This is a genomic window from Citrobacter sp. GW821-FHT07H02 (genome assembly GCF_059418505.1).
On the sequence record NZ_JBWKPZ010000013.1, the window covers coordinates 93,155 to 111,614 of the forward strand.

Genomic DNA, 18,460 nt, shown 5'->3' on the forward strand with positions numbered 1-18,460 from the left:
GTAAACCTGATAGCGATAGCGCCATTCGGCAACAAAAGTTACATCCGCATGCTCACTGCCAGACGGTTAAAGCAGTTCATCAGGCCGATCGCAAAGGTCAGATCGCTTACCTCTCTGGCGCTAAAATGGTCGAGCAACGGCAGATAAACGTCATCTTCCGCGCGGGTGCCGACAATATCCGTGACGGATTCAGCCCAGGCGAGCGCTGCGCGTTCCTGTTCACTGAAACGATGGCTTACCCGCCAACCTGCCAGCGCATCCAGTTTGGTTTGCTCAACGCCGGATTTACGCAGCCCTTTGCTGTGCATTTCAAGGCAAAACGCGCAGCCATTGATTTGCGAAATGCGCAGATAAACCAATTCCATTAGCGTGGTATCCAGTGCGCTGTTTTCCAGTGCTTGTTTCGCCTGAACCAAAGCGTTATAGACTTCAGGGCTAAGTTCATAATAGGGCTGGCGTAATGTTGTCATGGTGTTTCTCCTCGTTTCAATGGCTGCACTGTAGCACTATAATGGACTGTTAAAGAGAGCCATATTTTCACATAAAAAGCAGGCCATAATGATGCCGCGCTATCAGCAAATCGCCCGTCAATTAAAAAATGCCATTGAACAAGGTGAACTCAAACCTGGCGCACGGTTGCCGTCCAGCCGCACGTGGGCGCAGGAGTTGGGCATTTCCCGCTCAACGGTGGAAAATGCGTACGGTGAGCTGGTGGCTCAGGGCTGGCTGGAACGGCGTGGACAAGCCGGAACGTTTGTCAGTGGTCATCTGCGTTTGGAAAAACCGCATGCCGCGCCGGCTGTTTTTGCCGGAGAAAGCCAGACGCCGCAGCCTTTTCAGATGGGATTACCCGCGCTGGATCTCTTCCCACGCGAGATATGGGCGCGTGTCATGGGACGCCGTCTGCGCACCCAGACGCGTTTTGACCTGGCGCTGGGCGAGGTTTGTGGCGAAGCCGTGCTGCGTCAGGCGATTGTCGACTACCTGCGGGTCTCACGCAGTATCGAGTGTGAGCCGGAGCAGGTGTTTGTGACGTCCGGATATGCGTCCTCGATGATGCTCATCCTGCGGGCGCTGGCACAACCGGGGGATGGCATGTGGGTGGAAGACCCTGGTTTTCCTCTGATTCGCCCGGTTATCGAGCAGGAGCGGGTTGAATTGTTGCCCGTGCCGGTCGATGGCGATGGTCTGGATGTGTCGGCGGGGATCCGCGCTTACCCACAGGCGCGTTTTGTCCTGCTAACGCCCGCGCATCAGAGTCCGCTGGGCGTGGCGCTGTCATTGGCGCGTCGCCATCAGCTCCTGGAGTGGGCCGCCAGTTCACAGGCATGGATTATCGAGGATGACTATGACAGTGAGTTCCGCTATCACGGTAAGCCGCTGCCTCCGCTGAAAAGTCTGGATGCGCCGCAGCGCGTGGTGTATGCCGGAACATTCAGCAAGTCACTCTTTCCGGCGCTGCGCACGGCATGGCTGGTGGTGCCGATGAATCAGGTCGCGCGATTTCGTGAGCAGGCGGCATTGATGGCCAGCAGCGTACCGGTGTTATGGCAACAGACGTTGGCGGATTTCATTCGCGACGGCCATTTCTGGCGACATTTAAAAAAGATGCGTCAACATTACGCCGAGCGCCGCCACTGGATAGAAGAGGCGCTAACGGAGCAGGGCTTTCACGTGGTGTCGCAGGAAGGGGGCATCCAGATGGTGATTTCAGTAGAAGGTGATGATGTTTCTCTGGTAGAGAAGGCGAATCATGCCGGGTTGGCGGTTCAGGCGTTGAGTCGCTGGCGAATAAGAGAGGAAGGGCAGGGCGGATTGCTGCTGTCGTTTACCAATATCACCACCGCCGCGATGGCGAAACAGGTCGCGCAACAGCTCAGGCAGGCGATAGCGTCGTGAAGCAATGCCGGATAAGACGTTTTGGCGCCATCATCCGGCATATCGGCCTGTTAGCGACGCCGACTCAGTAGCGCGCCGAGAAAAATACCGACCGCCGCTGCGGTACCCACGCTGCACCAGGGTTTGTCGCGTACAAAAGTATCCGCGCAGCCAATGGCGTCCCGGGCTGCCTGCTGGACGCGAGTGCGACCATGCATACGTGCGCGAGTCTCTTTCAGCAAAGCCTGCGCTCTGCGTCGTGCGTCCTCCGCTTCGTCTTTGGCGTCACTCCCCCAGGACTTAAGCACCTCTTCCAGACTGTCAGCTAATCGACTGGCATCATTATGAATATCCTGTACATCTTCATCTACGTCGTTTCGGTTGGGTCTGTTAAACATATGATCCTCCATTGATTTCGATGTGCTTTTCAGTGTAGACCATAATTTTATCTTCCGACGTTCATCACGCTGTATTCGTATGTTTATGGATTTTTCTGAAAGCGCTGCTAATGCTGAATCAGGTATGGTAAGGCCGCGGTAAAAGATGACGAGGAAATTATATGTATTTACGACCAGATGAGGTGGCGCGCGTACTTGAAAAAGTAGGCTTTACCGTCGATGTAGTGACACAAAAAGCATACGGTTATCGGCGTGGCGAAAATTATGTCTACGTGAATCGAGAAGCGCGTATGGGACGAACCGCATTAGTGATTCATCCGACATTAAAAGAACGAAGCTCTTCGCTGGCAGAGCCTGCAACGGATATTAAAACCTGCGATCACTATCAGCAATTTCCACTGTATTTAGCGGGTGAAACGCACGAGCATTACGGTATTCCACACGGATTTAGCTCGCGTATTGCGCTGGAACGTTATTTGAATGGGTTGTTTGGCGAGGCGAAACTGAACGCAAACTAATAAAGCGACTGGCGGGGCCAGTCGCCAGTGATGACTCAGGCGTAACTGCTGACCTTAAACAGGCGACGGCAGTAATCGAGAAAATAACCGTATACTGCCCCCATCAACATTGATACCACGATATTCGAACTCACGGCGGCGGTGATTTGATGCCAGTCAGCGCCAACCGTCAGCAAAATAGCGACATAAACCGGCGACTGGAAGGTTACATAAGCCAGAATATCCGCCAGGTTTTTCACCCATCCTGCCGAACTTGCCTTGCGCGAAACGCGCATAAACAGATCCCGGTACATTCCATACGGCCATGCGATAAGGATGTTAACCGGTATAGCCACCAGCCTGGATGAAAGCGACTGTTCAAAGGTCATTCCGGAGAGGAATATCTCGATCAACATGTTCACGACAGAACAGTAAACAACCATCGCGAACGTGTCAGCGACAGCATGACGCAAGCGTGACTGCGGTGAGAACATGTTAATGCTCCTTGTCAAAGGGGATTAATCGTCGTTAAATACTGCCCTGTAGTGAATTAGCGAAGCCTTTTCGCTTTTGCATAGAGTATATCTCTATATAATAACTAGCAATTAGCGTAAAATTTTTATTTATACGCTTTTTGTCGATAAAATGCTCTGCAATGGTCTGTTTTTTGTACGTTTCGGGATTTTCGGTGTCCGTTTGCAGTAAATGTATTTTAAATCAAATCGTTATAGCGTCTTGTCTTTTCGGTTTTTTTGAGAATCATTGTGAAATGTATCAGATTCAACAGAGAACTCGGCGGCGCAGGCGGTTTTTGTCTTACCAGCATGTTTAATGCTGTATTGGGTTATTTTGCAGTATAAAACTCCATCTAAGCGATATGGCTAATTAATCGCTTTTTATAAATTTTTATTCATTACAGCTCCAGTGGTGAGTGAGTGACATTCTCCGTCAGTCGCTTAGTTTTCGCGGATTTTCTGGTACACCACAGGAAAATATATTTTTTTATTTATTCACAAAATGCAGTTCGGCTGCAATATATTCACTGGCGGGTGTTTGATAAATAATCATTATAAAGTGACATTTCATAATATTCTTAAACACGCCTGGGTCTGGAAATATCATTAAATATCGAATACACTTCCTTCTGTAATACTGTTTTTGGCTTTCTGCGTTAAAAGGTTTTTATTATTATGAATTTGATGTTACAGAACTTAAATAATATTCGTACGCTGCGTGCAATGGCTCGCGAATTCTCCATTGACGTTCTTGAAGAAATGCTCGAAAAATTCAGGGTTGTCACTAAAGAAAGACGTGAAGAAGAAGAAGAACAGCAGCGTCAACGTGCAGAGCAGCAAGAGAAAATTAATACTTTTCTCGAGCTGATGAAAGCGGACGGCATTAACCCGGAAGAATTACTGGGAATGCAAACTGCGGCACCTCGCGTAACGAAAAAACGTCAGCCGCGTCCGGCGAAATACCGTTTTATCGATTTTAATGGTGAAACGAAAACCTGGACCGGGCAGGGGCGTACACCTAAGCCGATTGCTCAGGCGCTGGCAGCCGGTAAATCTCTGGATGATTTCCTGATTTAATACGGGTCGTGATATGCCGGATGGCAGCATTACACTGCCTCCGGTTTATTACCGGAAACCGGACTCCACATTACAATACTGACCTGCCGGGTTCTTAATGCGCACGACGGTTCCAGGGCATTTTATCGAGCAGACGCGCCATCCCGCAAAAACCGGTGAATCCGGCCAGCATCAGCCCCGCACCGACGAAACCGCTCAGCAGGAAGAAGCTCTGACTCACCGCGTATCCCAGCACAACCCCGAGCAAAATCAGCCCGCCAGCGGCAATCTGCACCTGACGCATTAGCGGCAACGGCTGCGATGTGTCCTTTGTGACGGGCAGCGACGCCGCTTTCCAGCCATCAATACCGCCTTCCAGCAGCCAGACTTTTGCTGGCGCAGCAACCGCCTGTAGCCTGGCTATATTGTTTTGTGTGCGCCGCCCCGACTGGCAATGAAAGATAACGCACTCCCCGCGCAGACGGTCGGGAAAGGCGCTCTGTTCAAGCGTAGTGAGCGGAACCAGATGGGCATCAGGAATATGTTCATGCAGATACTCATCGACATCACGGATGTCAATCAGATTCGCGCCCTGCGCAATGAGCGCCTGCGCCTCGCGTGGGGAAATCGTCCCGCTTGTCATAGTGGCTCCTTATGGGCAATACAGGGTTTTCAATGTGGCGATAAGTGAACCTACCGCCTCATTTTTGATGAAGTAATGAATACGCTGGGCATCCCGCTGGCTGTCGATAAGTCCTTCTTCACGCATACGCGCCAGATGTTGCGATGTGGCGGAAGGACTGAGTCCCGTCGCCCGCGCCAGTTCACCGGCACTGGTGCCCGGCGAGCCGCAGAGCATGCACAAAATCAACAACCGTTTTGGATTGCTCATGGCCTTTAGCAGGGCGGCAGCCTGTTCGGCGCTAGCCTGGAGTTGTTCGAGTTCAGTCATGGTTATTTAAGTATTGTCTAAATTAAGGTAATTCTAAAATAATGAGCAACAGTATGCCAGCGTCAAGAGCGTAAAAGAGGGTAAACGAAAAGGGGTAAATTGGCAGATTCGGCTAAACTGACTACGCTTAGAGAGAAAATCTCTTTTTTAAACAATGAGTAATTTTACTTTTTTGGAGTGTGTATGGGTTTCTGGAGAATCGTAATTACCATCCTTCTTCCTCCGCTTGGCGTGCTGCTGGGGAAAGGATTCGGCTGGGCATTTATCCTTAACATCATTTTGACGCTATTGGGCTACATCCCCGGCCTTATCCATGCTTTCTGGATCCAAACTCGCGACTGATTATTGCCGGGGGCGCTTCGCTTGCCCGGCCTACGATTATTTTCAATTTCAACAAATTACAGATGTTTGTAGGTCTGATAAGCGAAGCGCCATCAGACAATTTCCTCAGGTCTGCTCTTGCTGAAGTTTGCCGGACATCGCCTGTTGAATAATCGGGATTGGCGTCAGTAAGTGCTGGCGCATTAACTCGCTGGCGCGTTGTGCATCCCGCGCCAGAATCGCCTCGGTGAGCGTCTGGTGCTGAATGTGTTTGTCCTCCAGCATTTCGACCGACAGCACCGTTTCACGCAGCCAGATAAACCGGTAGCGCGCTGCAAGATCAAACAGGCGTTCACGCATTTGCAGCAGATAATGTGAACCGCATCCGGCGACGATGGCGGAATGAAACGCCTGGTGACGCTGATCCCACTCATCCAGCATTCCTTCACTGGCATCGCTTGATTCCAGTTTATTCAGCATATGCGCTCTGGCGAGGATCTCGGCTTCCCATGCGTCGTCTCCACGCTCGATAGCCAGTCGAACCAGCATGGCTTCCGTATTGGCGCGGGCATCAAATATATCGAGCAGTTCCTGCCCGGACATCGATGCCACACGGTAGCCTTTCTGATTGACCACGGTCACCAGCCGTTCCGCCACCAGTTGGGAAAGGGCTTCTCGTAACGGCCCCACGCCAAGTTCATAGCGTGAGGTCAGTAAACTCATTCGCAGTTTTTCATCGGGCTGATAAATACCGCGAATGATGTCATTTTTAAGCCAGTGGTATCCATCTATGGCCGTCGGTTGGGAAGTGGCGGTCATGGGTACGACTCCTTAAGAAAATCACTATCCCGGCTTGCGCCGGGAACAGGTCTAACGTGTATTTTGTAACGGTGCCTTTTGCCACGATAGCAGTTTTTTCCAGCGTGACATAATCGGGACCGTACAAATGATCCCCAGGCCCAGAAGCCCTGTGGATATCACCTCAAGCTGCTGTGCAGGTCTGAACAACATGGCGATCAGCACGAAGGCGATAAAGGCAATTACCAGCCAGGTTAACCACGGATAGAGCCACATTCTCAGTTTAATGTCGCTCCCCTGCGCCAACAGAATTTTGCGCATCCGTAATTGAGAGACGGCAATAACCAGATACACCAACAGCGCGATGGCGCCTGAACTGTCGATCAGGAATTTAAACACTTTCGCCGGGGCATAATAATTCACAACCACCGTTAAGAAGGCCGCGCCCGTCGAGAGCAGCACCGCCACATAAGGCGTTTTGCTGCGGTTGGTTTTGCCCATAAACGCAGGCGCATCGCCGCGATGGCTCAGGGAGTAGAGCATCCTGGAGGCCGTATACAGCGCGGAGTTCAGGCAACTGGTGACCGACAGTAAAATGACGCAATCCATAATCAGTTTAGCGTATGGAATATTCAGCAGTTCCAGCACCGAACGGTACGACCCCACACTCTTCAGTCCCGGCATGTTCCAGGGGATCAGCGCTACCACCACGAAAATTGAGCACAGATAGAAGATAGAAATACGCCAGATAACCGAGTTACTCGCCCGCACGATGTGCTTATCCGGGGTGTCGGATTCCGCGGCGGCGATAGTGACGATTTCCGCCCCCATAAACGAAAACATCGTAATCAGCATGGCGCTCAGTACCGCGCCAAAGCCATTTGGCATAAAGCCGCCATGATCCCATAAGCGTGATACACCGCCCACGTCGGCATACGGATAAAAACCACTGATCGCCACCGCGCCCAGCGCAATAAACGCCAGAATGGCAACGACTTTGCACAGCGCCAGCCAGAATTCAAATTCGCCGTAGTTTTTGACGCTTAGCAAATTACTGCCCGTCAGAGCGAGCGTGATCACCAGTGAAAACACCCAGATAGGTATGCCCGGGATCCATGAATTCAGGATGATGGCGGCGATATTGGCTTCCAGCGGAATCACCAATACCCAGAACCACCAGTACAGCCAGCCAATGGTATACCCCGCCCACGGACCGATAGCTTTATCCGCATAGGTGGAAAAGGATCCGGTGTCTGGCGTGGCGACGGCCATTTCAGCCAGCATACGCATGATCATCACCACCAACAGACCGGCGAACAGATAGGCCAGCAGAACAGCAGGCCCGGCTTCAGCAATAGCGACGCTGGAACCGACAAATAAACTCGCGCCGATAACACCGGCAATAGATAACATGGTGACGTGGCGTGATTTCAGCCCGCCCCCTAAAGCATGTGATTCTGACGATTGCCCCATCTTCTATCCTCTCGAAAGTGTGTCACTTGGGAGAGCACCCCGACATTTCCCGCGTCGGGGCACGCGTATTATTGTTGTATTTACTGCATCGTCATCATTCCGTTAGCAACGAGGTATAGCCTTAGCGTTGTTTAACCTCATCGAAACACTGGGCGATAATCTCCAGCCCCTGGCGGATCTGCGCATCTTCAATGGTCAGCGGTACCAGAATACGCAGCACGTTGTAGTAAGGGCCGCAGGAGAGCAGGATCAGGCCTTTGTCGCGCGCGCGGGCGACGATTTCTGCGGTCAGCTTCGCATCGGGTTTGCTGTGATCGCCGTTTTCAAACAGCTCGATGGCGATCATGGCGCCCAGTCCGCGAACATCGCCGATTTCCGGGTGTGTTTCAGCAATCGCCAGCAGTCCTTCGCGCAGGGTTTTGCCCAACGTGTTGGCCTTTTGCAGCAGATTTTCCTGCTCGAAAATTTTCAGTACCGCCAGCGCGGCGGCGCAGGCAATCGGGTTACCGGCATACGTGCCGCCCAGACCACCCGGGGCAACGGCGTCCATCACTTCGGCACGACCGGTCACGCCCGCCAGCGGGAACCCTCCGGCAATGGATTTGGCAAAGGTTGTAATATCCGGGGCGACGCCCATTTGCTCCATGGCGAACAGCGTGCCGGTACGACCCGCGCCGCTCTGCACTTCATCGGCAATCAGCATGATGCCGTGCTCGTCGCAGATGGCGCGCAGGCGTTTCATAAAGGACGGGGAGGCGGCATAAAAACCGCCTTCGCCCTGGACAGGTTCGATGACGATGGCAGCAATGTCTTCCGGCGCAGCATCGTTTTTGAAGATGCGCTCAATGCTGGCAATCGCATCGTCATCGCTGATACAGTGCAGTGCGCAAGGGTACAGCGCGCGATAAACGTGGCCCGGCATCAGTCCCATCCCGGCAGAATACGGATTCACTTTCCCGGTCAGCGAGAGCGTGTAGTGGGTACGGCCGTGGTAAGCACCGCTAAACGCAATGGTGCCGCTGCGTTTGGTGGCGGCGCGGGCGATTTTCACCGCATTCTCAACCGCTTCTGAACCGGTGGTCACCAGCAGGGTCTTCTTGGCAAAATCCCCCGGCACTTTCTGGTTCATGATTTCGCACAGTTCCAGGTACGGCTCATAGGCCAGCACCTGAAAACAGGTGTGCGACAATTTTTTCAACTGCTCTTCTACTGCCGAGACGATCCCTGGATGCAGGTGTCCGGTATTCAGCACCGCAATGCCGCCCGCAAAATCAAGAAACTCACGACCTTCAACATCCCAGACGCGGCAGTTTTCTGCGCGATCGGCAAAGATGGGGTGAATCTGCCCAACGCCGCGAGGAACGGCGTTGCTGCGGCGCTGCATTAATTCTTTATTGGTGCTCATTCGCTTTCTCCAGTCTTCAATCAGGTAAGGTTTACTTAAAGGCCGATACACATGTATTTGATTTCTAAATAATCTTCGATACCGTATTTGGAGCCTTCGCGGCCAAGACCGGAGGCTTTGATCCCACCAAAGGGCGCAACTTCGTTAGAGATAATGCCGGTGTTGATCCCGACAATGCCGTACTCCAGCGCTTCGCCGACGCGGAAGACGCGGCTCAGATCGCGGGCATAAAAATAAGCCGCCAGACCGAACTCGGTGTCGTTGGCCTGGGCTATCACGTCAGCTTCATCGTGAAAGCGGAACAGCGGAGCGAGCGGGCCGAACGTCTCTTCTTTGGCTACTTTCGCATCACGCGGAACATCCGCCAGAATGGTGGGCTGGAAGAAGTTACCGCCCAGCGCATGCGCCTGACCGCCTGTGACCACGCGCGCGCCTTTCCCAACGGCATCCGCGATATGTTCTTTCACTTTGGCGACGGCTTTCTCATCGATCAGCGGTCCGGTGGTGACGCCCGCCTGTAAGCCATCGCCGAGATGCAGTTTGTTCACCGCTTGCTGAAGTTTTTCCGCAAAGCGCTCGTAAACACCGTCCTGCACATACAGGCGATTGGCGCAGACGCAGGTCTGCCCGGCATTACGGAATTTTGAGGCCAGCGCCCCTTCCACGGCTTTATCCAGATCGGCATCGTCAAAGACGATAAACGGCGCGTTGCCGCCAAGCTCCAGAGAGACTTTTTTGATGTCTTTGGCGCACTGTTCCATTAACTGACGGCCAATTTCTGTGGAGCCGGTAAAGGAGAGTTTGCGCACCAGCGGGTTGCCGGTCAGTTCATTGCCGACGGCGCTTGCTGATCCGGTGACGACGTTAAAGACGCCGGTGGGAACTCCGGCGCGATGTGCCAGCTCCGCCAGCGCCAGCGCGGAAAACGGGGTCTGGCTGGCCGGTTTGAGCACCATGGTGCAGCCCGCAGCCAATGCCGGGCCGGCCTTACGGGTGATCATTGCCGACGGGAAGTTCCACGGCGTAATGGCGGCGGTGACGCCAATCGGTTGTTTGATGACGATCAGACGCTTGTCTGCCTGATGACCCGGAATGGTGTCGCCGTAAATACGTTTGCCCTCTTCGGCAAACCATTCAATAAAGGAAGCGGCATAGACGATCTCGCCTTTCGCTTCAGCCAGCGGCTTGCCCTGTTCCAGCGTCATCAGGCGCGCCAGATCGTCCTGGTGTTCCATCATCAGGTTGTACCAGCGACGCAGAATATTGGCCCGCTCTTTGGCGGTCAGCGCGCGCCAGGCGGGGAGGGCGCGATTCGCGGCTTCAATGGCTTCGCGGGTTTCGGTGGCCCCCATTTTGGGGACGCTGCCCAGCTGTTGGCCGTTTGCAGGATTGTTCACTGCGATCACGTCGCCGCTTTGGGCATCGCGCCACTGGCCTTCAATAAAAGCCTGCTGGCGGAACAAGGTTGGATCGTTAAGTTGCATGATTGCTTCCTGTCTCAAGGTGTTTAACGGGTAAATGCGGCGTGTAAGGTGTCCACGCTACGTGCCGCACGCAGCGTACGTCCGGTATTGTGTTGGCTCTCCAGTAGCGTCTGCACTTTGCTGACGATATGGGCGCCGATCGGAATGGCCGACGTCGCTGCCGGAGAAGGGGCGTTACAGGTATGGATCGAGCGCGGTGTGGTCACAAACAGAAAGTCGTCGATAAGCTTTCCGTCTGGCGAAACCGCCTGCGCCCGTACGCCCGCAGGCCACGGCTGGAGATCTTTTAATGTCAGGCTCGGGCAGTATTTTTGTACCAATCGCAGGTAGCCGCTTTTGCACAGCGAGTTTTTCATTTCACTGAGACCAGAACGCAGATTGTTTTGCAGTACACGACGGATCCCGGACGAACCGAGGATCTCCAGCGTGTCGCTGAAGGAGAAGTCGCGCTTGCGATAGCCTTCGCGTTTGAAGGCGAGCACGGCGTTGGGGCCGACCGTGACGCTGCCGTCGATCATACGGGTGAGATGCACGCCAAGAAACGGCATCGCCGGATCGGGGATCGGGTAGATCAAATGGTTGACGATGTGATTATGCTCGGGCGCCAGGCGGAAATACTCGCCACGGAACGGGCAGATGATAAAACCGGGATCGACCCCCAGCATTTTGACCAGTCTGTCGGCCATCAGCCCAGAGCAGCTAATCAGCGTCGAGGCTTCAAATTCTTGCCCCTGACGGGTGTGGACAACCACGCCGGTCGCGTGCTCTTTCAGGGCGCTAACCTCGGCGTGATAAACAATATCGCCGCCTTTCGCCTGGAAGATTTTCGCCATTGCTGCGGTGACTTCGCGATAGCTGACAATCCCGCTGGAAGGCACAAAAATGCCGCCCAGTCCGGTAATGTTTGGCTCGCGTTCGCGCAACTCGTCTGCACTGAGCCACTCGCGCTCAATCCCGTTGGCTGCCGTACGATCCCACAGCGCCTGCATCCGTTCCATTTCCAGTTCGGAGGTGGCGACCAGCATTTTTCCGCACTCGTCGTAGCGAATGCCGTTTTGATCGCAGAAGGCTTTGGTGGCCTTGTTTCCCGCCAGGCAAAACTGCGCTTTCAGGCTGCCAGGGGTGTAGTAAACCCCGGCATGAATTACGCCGCTGTTGTGGCCCGTCTGATGACAGGCCGGTGCAGACTCTTTTTCCAGCACCACAATTTTGGCGTCCGGGTAGACATCAATCAGCTGCATGGCGGTCGACATGCCGATAATGCCGCCGCCAATAATCACAAAATCATACATCCGCTCTGTTCCTCGGGTGGCGCTTATTGGTGCGTCTGGTAGCCATGAGTGGCGTAGGCGAAATAACCGCGCTGGCGCATCAGTTCACGACGTAAATCAGGATGCGCGGTAAAACGATCGCGTCCGTGCAGCCAGAATAGGTTGTTAATCAGCAGGAATTTGCCGACCGGTACGGGAACGGAAAGGATGTTTTTACTGGTTTCCAGCGCATCCGAAAGATCGCTAAGCCAGGTGCCTTCTTCAAAATCTTTCGGCTGGACGAACTGGTCGATGTAGCGCATGACCGGACGGCCCAGTGGGTCGACGTCGAACACCGGGTGAAAGACATCGTGACTGACGTTTTTGCTTGGCGGCGCTGCCCAGCGCATCGCCCGGCGCGCCAGCGGGTGCGAGAAGTACTCTTCCAGGTGTTCCCAGTCATCAAGGTGCAGCAGCAGCGAATTACCGCCTTCCATGTTCTGCTCATCGATTTTCATCATCAGCACGTAATCGGTTACCTCTTCGACGAAGGTTCCGTCGTTGTGCAATTCCAGTACGCGGTGAGGCTGGCGCAGGTAGCTGTCTGAACTGTCGACATTTTTCACCACAAACCGCGCATAGTATTGACCGCTCATCGCGTCATAATTGGAACGCCCAATCAGATGCGCCACGGCGGTGGCCAGTTTGACCATATCGTCAGCCTGCGCCACGTTGTCGATCCCTTCAGCGCCGATCAACAGAGCGCCTTCGCCTCGCTCCAGTAGCGTTTTGATCAGCAGCGGTTGCAGTTGGTTGCCGCAGAGATCGTCGAGGATCTTGCTCACCTTAAAGCGTAAAAATGATTTGTATTCCAGCGCCTGCACCGGCCACTGCGCAACCTGCTGTAAGAATTGTTGGGTCGTGTCGGAGCTAAACGTCAGTTCCAGTAGTCGCGGTGATTGTGCGGACGGGGCGACGGTGAAACCGGTGTAGTTCCGGGCTGAATCCCCAGCGTTGGGTTTTACGGCAGTCAGTGCATTCATCAGAATCGATCCTCTCGGTAGATTGTCGTGGGAGACATGGCGATGCTCATTTCGTAGCCATAAATTAAAAATATCTACATTTTCAATAAACGCATACAAAACGGCCAATTTGTTTAATTTTTGTGATCAAAAACAACAAATATTTAACAATATGAGTTGTGTGGATAAAGGGGGAAGGGGCAGGGATTTTTCACTAAAGGTAATGTAAAACAATGCATTAATAGAAGGCGACCGCTGGGAGGAGCGCCCAGCGGTGCACCCATAGATCAGTTCCAGTCGGTGATCGTTCTCGTCGACACGCACCCTCAGCCAGCGCGATAGCCCATAATGGCGAACAGCGTTTCACCGCCTTGTGCGCCACTGGCCAGAAAACCTTCAGCAGTGAGCGCTAACGGGCGTCGTGTCACCGAATTCCCGACATTACCGCCGATAATTTCAATTTCATCAGCACCGACGGAAACCACTAAATCCGTATGGCTGCTGTAATTGCCAAGATGCTGGTGATCGTAGTCGACGACTTTATCGGGGTCCCGATCCCAGCACACCAGATCGCCCACCTGGGGTTTACGCTCATTCAGCCTGTAACCCCAATACAAGGTATTGGCGTTACCCTGATTTCTGTCCCGGATAGACTTGCTGATGTAGGTCGCATGCGAGGCCGAGTAGGCAAACCGATGATCGGCCCCCGCCTGGCGCATCACCCATGAGATAAACGCCGCTGACCACGGCCAGTCATGATCCCGGCCGTCCAGATCGTCTCGTCCGATCTTCGCCCAATACAGACCGACACGCTGCCACCAGCCATCTTCACCCTCTTTACGCCCGGTATGGATAATGCCTCCGCTGCGGTTGTAACGTTGATCGCCGAAAAAACGCCATTCTTCGGTTGCGATTGTCGCCGCACTGGCGGTAAAACCTGTAACGGAAGAAACCGCAGGTTGGGGTTCTGACGCGGGTGCTGCTGCTCCGTTTCCACTTGTCGCTTCGTCAATAAACGGTACCGTGCCTTGCTCCGTGAGAGGCATTGCGACCGGAATTACCGGTATACCGGTCGCCGGTCCCACCGGTATGCCGTGGGCATTAATCGGCACCTGCGAAAGATCCCAATTGCCACGTTCAATTTCGACGCGCAAACATTTTGTCCGGTAGACCGTGGGATGCAGTACCGGGTTGCTATGGTTGGCTAACCATGAATTTCGCACCCTGACATACTCGGAAATCCACGTGCGCTCATTCCCTCCGCTGGCTGGAGGAACCTCACGAAACCGGGAACGCAGGAACGGCAAAATGCTGCCGCTATGGATAAAAGAGTCATAGATGACCAGCATGGACAGCGCTTCTTTAAAGCCAAACGTTTGTGCCCATTTCAGCGCGGGAGTGAAGTAGCGCTCATCAAAAAACAGGTCCTGAACGGTCTTCATTATCGGGTCGTCGCTGCCTGCGCGACGAAGCAGACTCTTGAACTGCTCATGATCAACCAGCGGTGTATTTCCGATCAGGGGAACGAAGGGGGCAAGTTCGGCGCTGAATTGCCCGTTTGCGTTGACGTATCGGGCGACCAGATCTTTCAGTTTGCCGTATTCGGTGGTTTGCGAACGGCCAAACGTTATTTGTCGAATTTGATGCGGCCCATCAGGGAATATTGCGATGACGGAATAATTCCCCTCGGCTGAACCGGTTTCAAAAGCATTCAGAACGCGTTCACAAATACTTTTTTGCACGGGGGTGAGTATCATAAAACTCCTCCTGTTATCGAGAGTGAGTGAATGCACATTGCTCATTTTTTCTTACGGGCGGGCTGGTCTGGATCGGGGGGTTTTGGGCCGGTGGAGCGTATCTGCATGACGCGCTGAAGTGTGTCGAACCAGAATTGGCCGCCGAGCGAGACCGCGAAAATGGTGACCAGCAATCCCGCTGCTTTTGCCAGGTATTCCCACACGGTGTGCGGCAAACCTTTCCATCCGAATGAGAGGCCGGACGTCTCCAGGGCGGATACCGCCTCTGTATATTTTGTTGTGGCTATTTCGACTTGAGCGTTTGCTTGTGCAACGTTGACAACTATCGTTTTGTTCTTCGCTTTTTCAGCCTGATTTTCCGCGCTGGTCAGAGCCTGCTGCGCAGTGCTCACTATTTTTTCGCGAGCCGCAGGATTTGATGCCAGTACTGTCGCGATATTGATGGTGTCGACATTTCCGCTGAGAACCAGAAGCGCGGCGATGATAAGCGTGATGGTCTGCGTTTTACGTTTGTACCAGCCGGAGGCGCGGTCCATCACGGCATCGAACTGTTTTGCGACGGCCTGGCGAAACTGAGTTGCATCGTTTTCAGTCTGCATCACAAATGTTTCAAGGATCCCTTTTATACGGTTATTTTCCGCCGTTCCCGGCAGCGAACTCACCCCTGCGGACAGCGTCGCCATGACGGTTTTCCCCACCACCAGCGATTCCACAACCTGTCCGACTATTTCTGGGGGAATATAAGAGGGGAGACCGTTTTGGCCTTTGCTAAGGGATTGAATCAAAGGATGCGCATAAAATTGGGTAATAAACTGTTCCTTCGGCGCCAGCTCTCCTGAAAATAACTCTTTCAGCGCCAGGTCAAGATTTTTGCTGCGGATATTGGCCCAGGCAGAAATGGCTTCAACGATAGCGGTGCAGGCAATTCCGAACGTAAAGTACACGGTCATAAGCCCAATCAGTACGTCGAGCGTCTCCAGTCCAAACATGTTGTTTTCCTCACCATCAGGCGTGTTCAATCAACCGCTTTCGGAAATCGCATAGATTTCTCCCTGAAATATGAATCAGATACCATTAATAATCGTTAATATTTTCGTCGTAATTTATCGCGTGATATCAATCATTCGTCGCATCCCGCTGGGGTTCCCATGTGGAAAACAGTGAGGATGGTGATGCGTCAGGGAAACTGAATAACAAAATGATAAGGCGCGCTGGAGCGGGGGAGGCAGGCCGTCGCCTGAACGATTGCGGTGTATTTTACGTTTATTACCTCTCTATTAGTTATAAATAAATTTATCTGTAAAAAGAGTTAATCACTTTTTTCACAAGCTTAATCTTATCGCAATGCCAATATCAGAATAACGACGTGCTGCTTTGTTGATATAAATATTATTGCAGAGGTTGAAGGTTTTAACTGAAAAATAAGGCGATAACCGGGGTTCGTTATTATTTATCCGACCTGGGCATCACCGGGAATTATCGGCTACTGCCCGCGCGTTGTCATTTCCGGTATTTTTTCTCAATGTTATCTATCAGGCAGACGCTGAATAAGAATGGCTCATCAGCTCCTCCAAAAACAGGCGAAGGATTGCCGGTTGTGTGGCTCCCCGTTTTGTTATCGAAGAAAACGGCCATTTAGAGCCAAATTGCTCAGGCTCCAGCTGGCGCATTTGACCTGCGTTAACCCACTGGCGGGCATAGTGTCGGGGGAGAAAACCAAGGTACGCGCCGGTCAGAATGAGAATGGCCTGCGCTTCGACATTGTCGACGGTGGCGGCGGCATAGCTTGATTTGAGCAATTGCAGATCGCGTTGTTGCAGAAAGCCGCGTGCGACAATTTGACTCTCACGGATCGCATCGATAAGGGCATCGCCGCGTGGAGGATTATCGAAAAGCGGATGATAGCGGCTGCAATACAGACCATCAGGCTCATCGTATAACTGCGTATAGCTGAGCCCGGCCACCTCAAACGGGAAATGGCCAATGGCGACGTGCAATCGCCCGTCAAGGACGCGTCCTTCCAGCTCTGCGGGCGTACCGATGTAGATATCCAGTTGCACATCGTGACCGTGGGAGACGAACTGGCGCAACGTACGCGACAGGACGCTGTCGTTGTCAGTGGCGGTATTGTCAATGATGCCCAGATAGAGCTTGCCGGAGATGTGCCGCTTGAGTGCGGAGGTATCCATACAAAACGTATCCACCGCCAGAAATAGCCGTTGCGCCGCCTCGTAGGTGGCGGTGCCGTATTCGGTCAGTCGAAACCCGCAACGCCCGCGTTCGCACAATTTGACGCCGAGGCGTGTCTCCAGGCTGGTCATGTGTTCGCTGATCGTGGACTGGCTCACATTCAACGCCGCCTGAGCTGCAGAAAAACCGTTACATTTCACTATGGTCATGAAAATTCTGAGTAGCTTAAGGTCAATATTCTGCAGTTGATTCACGTCTCTATCTCCTCATGCGTTACTTCGGAAAAGCCGATATGAATATCTGATGTTTTCTATTTTTATCATGCAAATTGTTGTCCATAGTCATTGTTATGGCAAGTCAACCTGTGCCAGGTCGTTTCAGAAAATTCACAGATTGGGGGAGAGAGTATGGGGAACAATAACTACGAGTCCGGACGATTGAATCTGCCGTTTGTCGGCCATTGTACTTTTGCCAAAGCGCCGGTATGCCTCAACTGGGAAGAGATTGATGCCGATGTCGCGATCCTGGGCGCGCCCAACGATATGGGGACGCAGTGGCGTTCTGGCGCCCGTTTCGGACCCCGCGGCATTCGCGAGGCGTCTACGTTATTTTCGTTTGGTCATGCTGGTGCCTATGATCATGAAGACGATGCGCTGTATCTGACGCAAGACCAGGTACGAATGGTCGATGTGGGCGATGCGGACATCGTGCACACCGATATGACCAGCAGTAACGCAAACATTGAACTGGCGGTACGTAAGATCCTGGCTTCCGGCGCGATGCCAGTGGTGCTGGGCGGCGACCATTCCATTCATGCCCCGGTCATTAAGGCCTATGAAGGGCGCGGGCCGATTCACATCGTCCATTTCGATGCCCACCTCGACTTCGTCGATGAGCGCCACGGCGTGCGCTATGGTCATGGCAGCCCGCTGCGCCGCGCGTCAGAAATGAATCACATCGCGGGCATGACGCAACTCGGTATCCGCAACGTCTCCTCATCCAACCGCAGCGACTACGACGCGGCGCGTGCGGCGGGTTCCAATATCCTGTCGGTACGCGACGTTCGCCGTTTAGGCGTCGAAGGCGTGCTGGAGCAGATCCCGCAGGGCTGCAACTACTACCTCACCATTGATATCGACGGTTTTGACCCGTCGATTGCCCCGGGCACCGGTACGCCGAGTCACGGTGGTTTCCAGTACTACGAGGTGCTGGAGATTATTCAGGCGCTGGCGAAACGCAGTGGCGGCAACATTATCGGTATGGATTTGGTCGAAGTAGCGCCCGCCTACGATCCCACCGGCGTGACCTCGATTCTGGCTGCCCAACTGCTGATGAATAGCATTGGTTTTATTTTCTACGAGCGTAAGCAATCCCAGGCACGCTAAGCAACAAGTGGGTGGTTAAACCACCCCTCTGAACCCTACCTGCATAACCCGTGAGTTAAAAATCGGGTGTAAAAAAAAG

The 18,460-nt window shown here is 53.2% G+C and carries 19 protein-coding genes; 5 read left to right on the top strand and 14 right to left on the bottom strand.

Translation table 11 applies throughout. The annotated features are described in order from the left end of the window. Positions 1–38: 38 nt before the first annotated feature. Positions 39–470, bottom strand: a complete 432-nt coding sequence (locus AC07NP_RS14210; RefSeq protein ID WP_494660865.1) for a carboxymuconolactone decarboxylase family protein — start codon at positions 468–470, stop codon at positions 39–41. A 91-nt stretch (positions 471–561) separates the two neighbouring features. Between AC07NP_RS14210 and pdxR the strand changes: the two genes are divergently transcribed. Then, a complete protein-coding gene (pdxR, locus tag AC07NP_RS14215; protein ID WP_494660883.1) occupies positions 562–1,899 on the top strand; it encodes a MocR-like pyridoxine biosynthesis transcription factor PdxR in 1,338 nt (445 codons plus the stop codon). A 50-nt stretch (positions 1,900–1,949) separates the two neighbouring features. Here pdxR and AC07NP_RS14220 read toward each other — a convergent pair whose 3' ends face one another. Continuing rightward, positions 1,950–2,276, bottom strand: coding sequence for an ElaB/YgaM/YqjD family protein (locus AC07NP_RS14220; RefSeq protein WP_203360274.1), 327 nt, complete (start codon positions 2,274–2,276; stop codon positions 1,950–1,952). Between the two features lie 161 nt (positions 2,277–2,437). Between AC07NP_RS14220 and AC07NP_RS14225 the strand changes: the two genes are divergently transcribed. Continuing rightward, positions 2,438–2,794, top strand: a complete 357-nt coding sequence (locus AC07NP_RS14225; protein WP_192613190.1) for a DUF2002 family protein — start codon at positions 2,438–2,440, stop codon at positions 2,792–2,794. A gap of 35 nt (positions 2,795–2,829) precedes the next feature. Here AC07NP_RS14225 and alaE read toward each other — a convergent pair whose 3' ends face one another. Then, positions 2,830–3,267, bottom strand: coding sequence for an L-alanine exporter AlaE (alaE, locus tag AC07NP_RS14230; RefSeq protein WP_203360275.1), 438 nt, complete (start codon positions 3,265–3,267; stop codon positions 2,830–2,832). Between the two features lie 696 nt (positions 3,268–3,963). Between alaE and stpA the strand changes: the two genes are divergently transcribed. Next, entirely contained in the window at positions 3,964–4,365 is a 402-nt protein-coding gene (gene stpA, locus AC07NP_RS14235; protein ID WP_203360276.1) for a DNA-binding protein StpA, read from the top strand. A gap of 94 nt (positions 4,366–4,459) precedes the next feature. Here the strand turns inward: stpA and AC07NP_RS14240 are convergent, their stop codons facing one another. Both AC07NP_RS14240 and AC07NP_RS14245 read right to left on the bottom strand, forming a co-directional pair. Beyond that, a complete protein-coding gene (locus tag AC07NP_RS14240) occupies positions 4,460–4,987 on the bottom strand; it encodes a rhodanese family protein (RefSeq protein WP_494660866.1) in 528 nt (175 codons plus the stop codon). 9 nt (positions 4,988–4,996) lie between these two features. Further along, complete coding sequence (locus tag AC07NP_RS14245; protein ID WP_203360278.1) at positions 4,997–5,296, bottom strand: ArsR/SmtB family transcription factor; 300 nt, start codon at positions 5,294–5,296, stop codon at positions 4,997–4,999. 183 nt (positions 5,297–5,479) lie between these two features. On the opposite strand from AC07NP_RS14245, the gene AC07NP_RS14250 reads away from it, so the two are divergent. Then, a complete protein-coding gene (locus AC07NP_RS14250; protein ID WP_192613185.1) occupies positions 5,480–5,638 on the top strand; it encodes a YqaE/Pmp3 family membrane protein in 159 nt (52 codons plus the stop codon). 105 nt (positions 5,639–5,743) lie between these two features. On the opposite strand, the gene csiR is transcribed toward AC07NP_RS14250, so the two are convergent. The 9 genes from csiR to AC07NP_RS14295 form a co-directional block, all read right to left on the bottom strand. Next, positions 5,744–6,436 carry a DNA-binding transcriptional regulator CsiR gene (gene csiR, locus AC07NP_RS14255; protein ID WP_203360279.1) on the bottom strand — a complete coding sequence of 231 codons (693 nt, stop codon included), beginning with the start codon at positions 6,434–6,436 and terminating at the stop codon, positions 5,744–5,746. 51 nt (positions 6,437–6,487) lie between these two features. Then, a complete protein-coding gene (gabP, locus tag AC07NP_RS14260; RefSeq protein ID WP_494660867.1) occupies positions 6,488–7,888 on the bottom strand; it encodes a GABA permease in 1,401 nt (466 codons plus the stop codon). Between the two features lie 121 nt (positions 7,889–8,009). Beyond that, the gene (gene gabT, locus AC07NP_RS14265; protein WP_494660868.1) at positions 8,010–9,293 is read right to left on the bottom strand and encodes a 4-aminobutyrate--2-oxoglutarate transaminase; all 1,284 of its coding nucleotides are present in this window, start codon (positions 9,291–9,293) and stop codon (positions 8,010–8,012) included. A 35-nt stretch (positions 9,294–9,328) separates the two neighbouring features. Next, positions 9,329–10,777, bottom strand: coding sequence for an NADP-dependent succinate-semialdehyde dehydrogenase (gabD, locus tag AC07NP_RS14270; protein WP_494660869.1), 1,449 nt, complete (start codon positions 10,775–10,777; stop codon positions 9,329–9,331). Positions 10,778–10,800: 23 nt separating this feature from the next. After that, positions 10,801–12,069 (bottom strand): L-2-hydroxyglutarate oxidase, encoded by a 1,269-nt coding sequence (gene lhgO / locus AC07NP_RS14275; protein WP_494660870.1) that lies wholly within the window; start codon positions 12,067–12,069, stop codon positions 10,801–10,803. Positions 12,070–12,092: 23 nt separating this feature from the next. Further along, positions 12,093–13,070, bottom strand: coding sequence for a glutarate dioxygenase GlaH (glaH, locus tag AC07NP_RS14280; RefSeq protein ID WP_494660871.1), 978 nt, complete (start codon positions 13,068–13,070; stop codon positions 12,093–12,095). A gap of 305 nt (positions 13,071–13,375) precedes the next feature. Then, positions 13,376–14,806 (bottom strand): DUF2272 domain-containing protein, encoded by a 1,431-nt coding sequence (locus tag AC07NP_RS14285; RefSeq protein WP_494660872.1) that lies wholly within the window; start codon positions 14,804–14,806, stop codon positions 13,376–13,378. A 41-nt stretch (positions 14,807–14,847) separates the two neighbouring features. Then, positions 14,848–15,795, bottom strand: coding sequence for a hypothetical protein (locus AC07NP_RS14290; protein ID WP_494660873.1), 948 nt, complete (start codon positions 15,793–15,795; stop codon positions 14,848–14,850). A gap of 543 nt (positions 15,796–16,338) precedes the next feature. After that, a complete protein-coding gene (locus AC07NP_RS14295; protein WP_192613174.1) occupies positions 16,339–17,250 on the bottom strand; it encodes a LysR family transcriptional regulator in 912 nt (303 codons plus the stop codon). 153 nt (positions 17,251–17,403) lie between these two features. Here AC07NP_RS14295 and speB point away from each other — a divergent pair, with 153 nt between their 5' ends. Beyond that, positions 17,404–18,381 carry an agmatinase gene (gene speB, locus AC07NP_RS14300; protein ID WP_192613173.1) on the top strand — a complete coding sequence of 326 codons (978 nt, stop codon included), beginning with the start codon at positions 17,404–17,406 and terminating at the stop codon, positions 18,379–18,381. Positions 18,382–18,460 lie beyond the last annotated feature (79 nt).

Coding starts and splice junctions, on each gene's coding strand:
- csiR (WP_203360279.1), bottom strand. CDS start 6,436: ATGACCGCCACTTCCCAACCGACGGCCATAGATGGATACCACTGGCTT.
- AC07NP_RS14210 (WP_494660865.1), bottom strand. CDS start 470: ATGACAACATTACGCCAGCCCTATTATGAACTTAGCCCTGAAGTCTAT.
- AC07NP_RS14225 (WP_192613190.1), top strand. CDS start 2,438: ATGTATTTACGACCAGATGAGGTGGCGCGCGTACTTGAAAAAGTAGGC.
- AC07NP_RS14245 (WP_203360278.1), bottom strand. CDS start 5,296: ATGACTGAACTCGAACAACTCCAGGCTAGCGCCGAACAGGCTGCCGCC.
- glaH (WP_494660871.1), bottom strand. CDS start 13,070: ATGAATGCACTGACTGCCGTAAAACCCAACGCTGGGGATTCAGCCCGG.
- gabT (WP_494660868.1), bottom strand. CDS start 9,293: ATGAGCACCAATAAAGAATTAATGCAGCGCCGCAGCAACGCCGTTCCT.
- pdxR (WP_494660883.1), top strand. CDS start 562: ATGCCGCGCTATCAGCAAATCGCCCGTCAATTAAAAAATGCCATTGAA.
- alaE (WP_203360275.1), bottom strand. CDS start 3,267: ATGTTCTCACCGCAGTCACGCTTGCGTCATGCTGTCGCTGACACGTTC.
- gabD (WP_494660869.1), bottom strand. CDS start 10,777: ATGCAACTTAACGATCCAACCTTGTTCCGCCAGCAGGCTTTTATTGAA.
- AC07NP_RS14250 (WP_192613185.1), top strand. CDS start 5,480: ATGGGTTTCTGGAGAATCGTAATTACCATCCTTCTTCCTCCGCTTGGC.
- stpA (WP_203360276.1), top strand. CDS start 3,964: ATGAATTTGATGTTACAGAACTTAAATAATATTCGTACGCTGCGTGCA.
- speB (WP_192613173.1), top strand. CDS start 17,404: ATGGGGAACAATAACTACGAGTCCGGACGATTGAATCTGCCGTTTGTC.
- AC07NP_RS14220 (WP_203360274.1), bottom strand. CDS start 2,276: ATGTTTAACAGACCCAACCGAAACGACGTAGATGAAGATGTACAGGAT.
- gabP (WP_494660867.1), bottom strand. CDS start 7,888: ATGGGGCAATCGTCAGAATCACATGCTTTAGGGGGCGGGCTGAAATCA.
- AC07NP_RS14285 (WP_494660872.1), bottom strand. CDS start 14,806: ATGATACTCACCCCCGTGCAAAAAAGTATTTGTGAACGCGTTCTGAAT.
- lhgO (WP_494660870.1), bottom strand. CDS start 12,069: ATGTATGATTTTGTGATTATTGGCGGCGGCATTATCGGCATGTCGACC.
- AC07NP_RS14290 (WP_494660873.1), bottom strand. CDS start 15,795: ATGTTTGGACTGGAGACGCTCGACGTACTGATTGGGCTTATGACCGTG.
- AC07NP_RS14240 (WP_494660866.1), bottom strand. CDS start 4,987: ATGACAAGCGGGACGATTTCCCCACGCGAGGCGCAGGCGCTCATTGCG.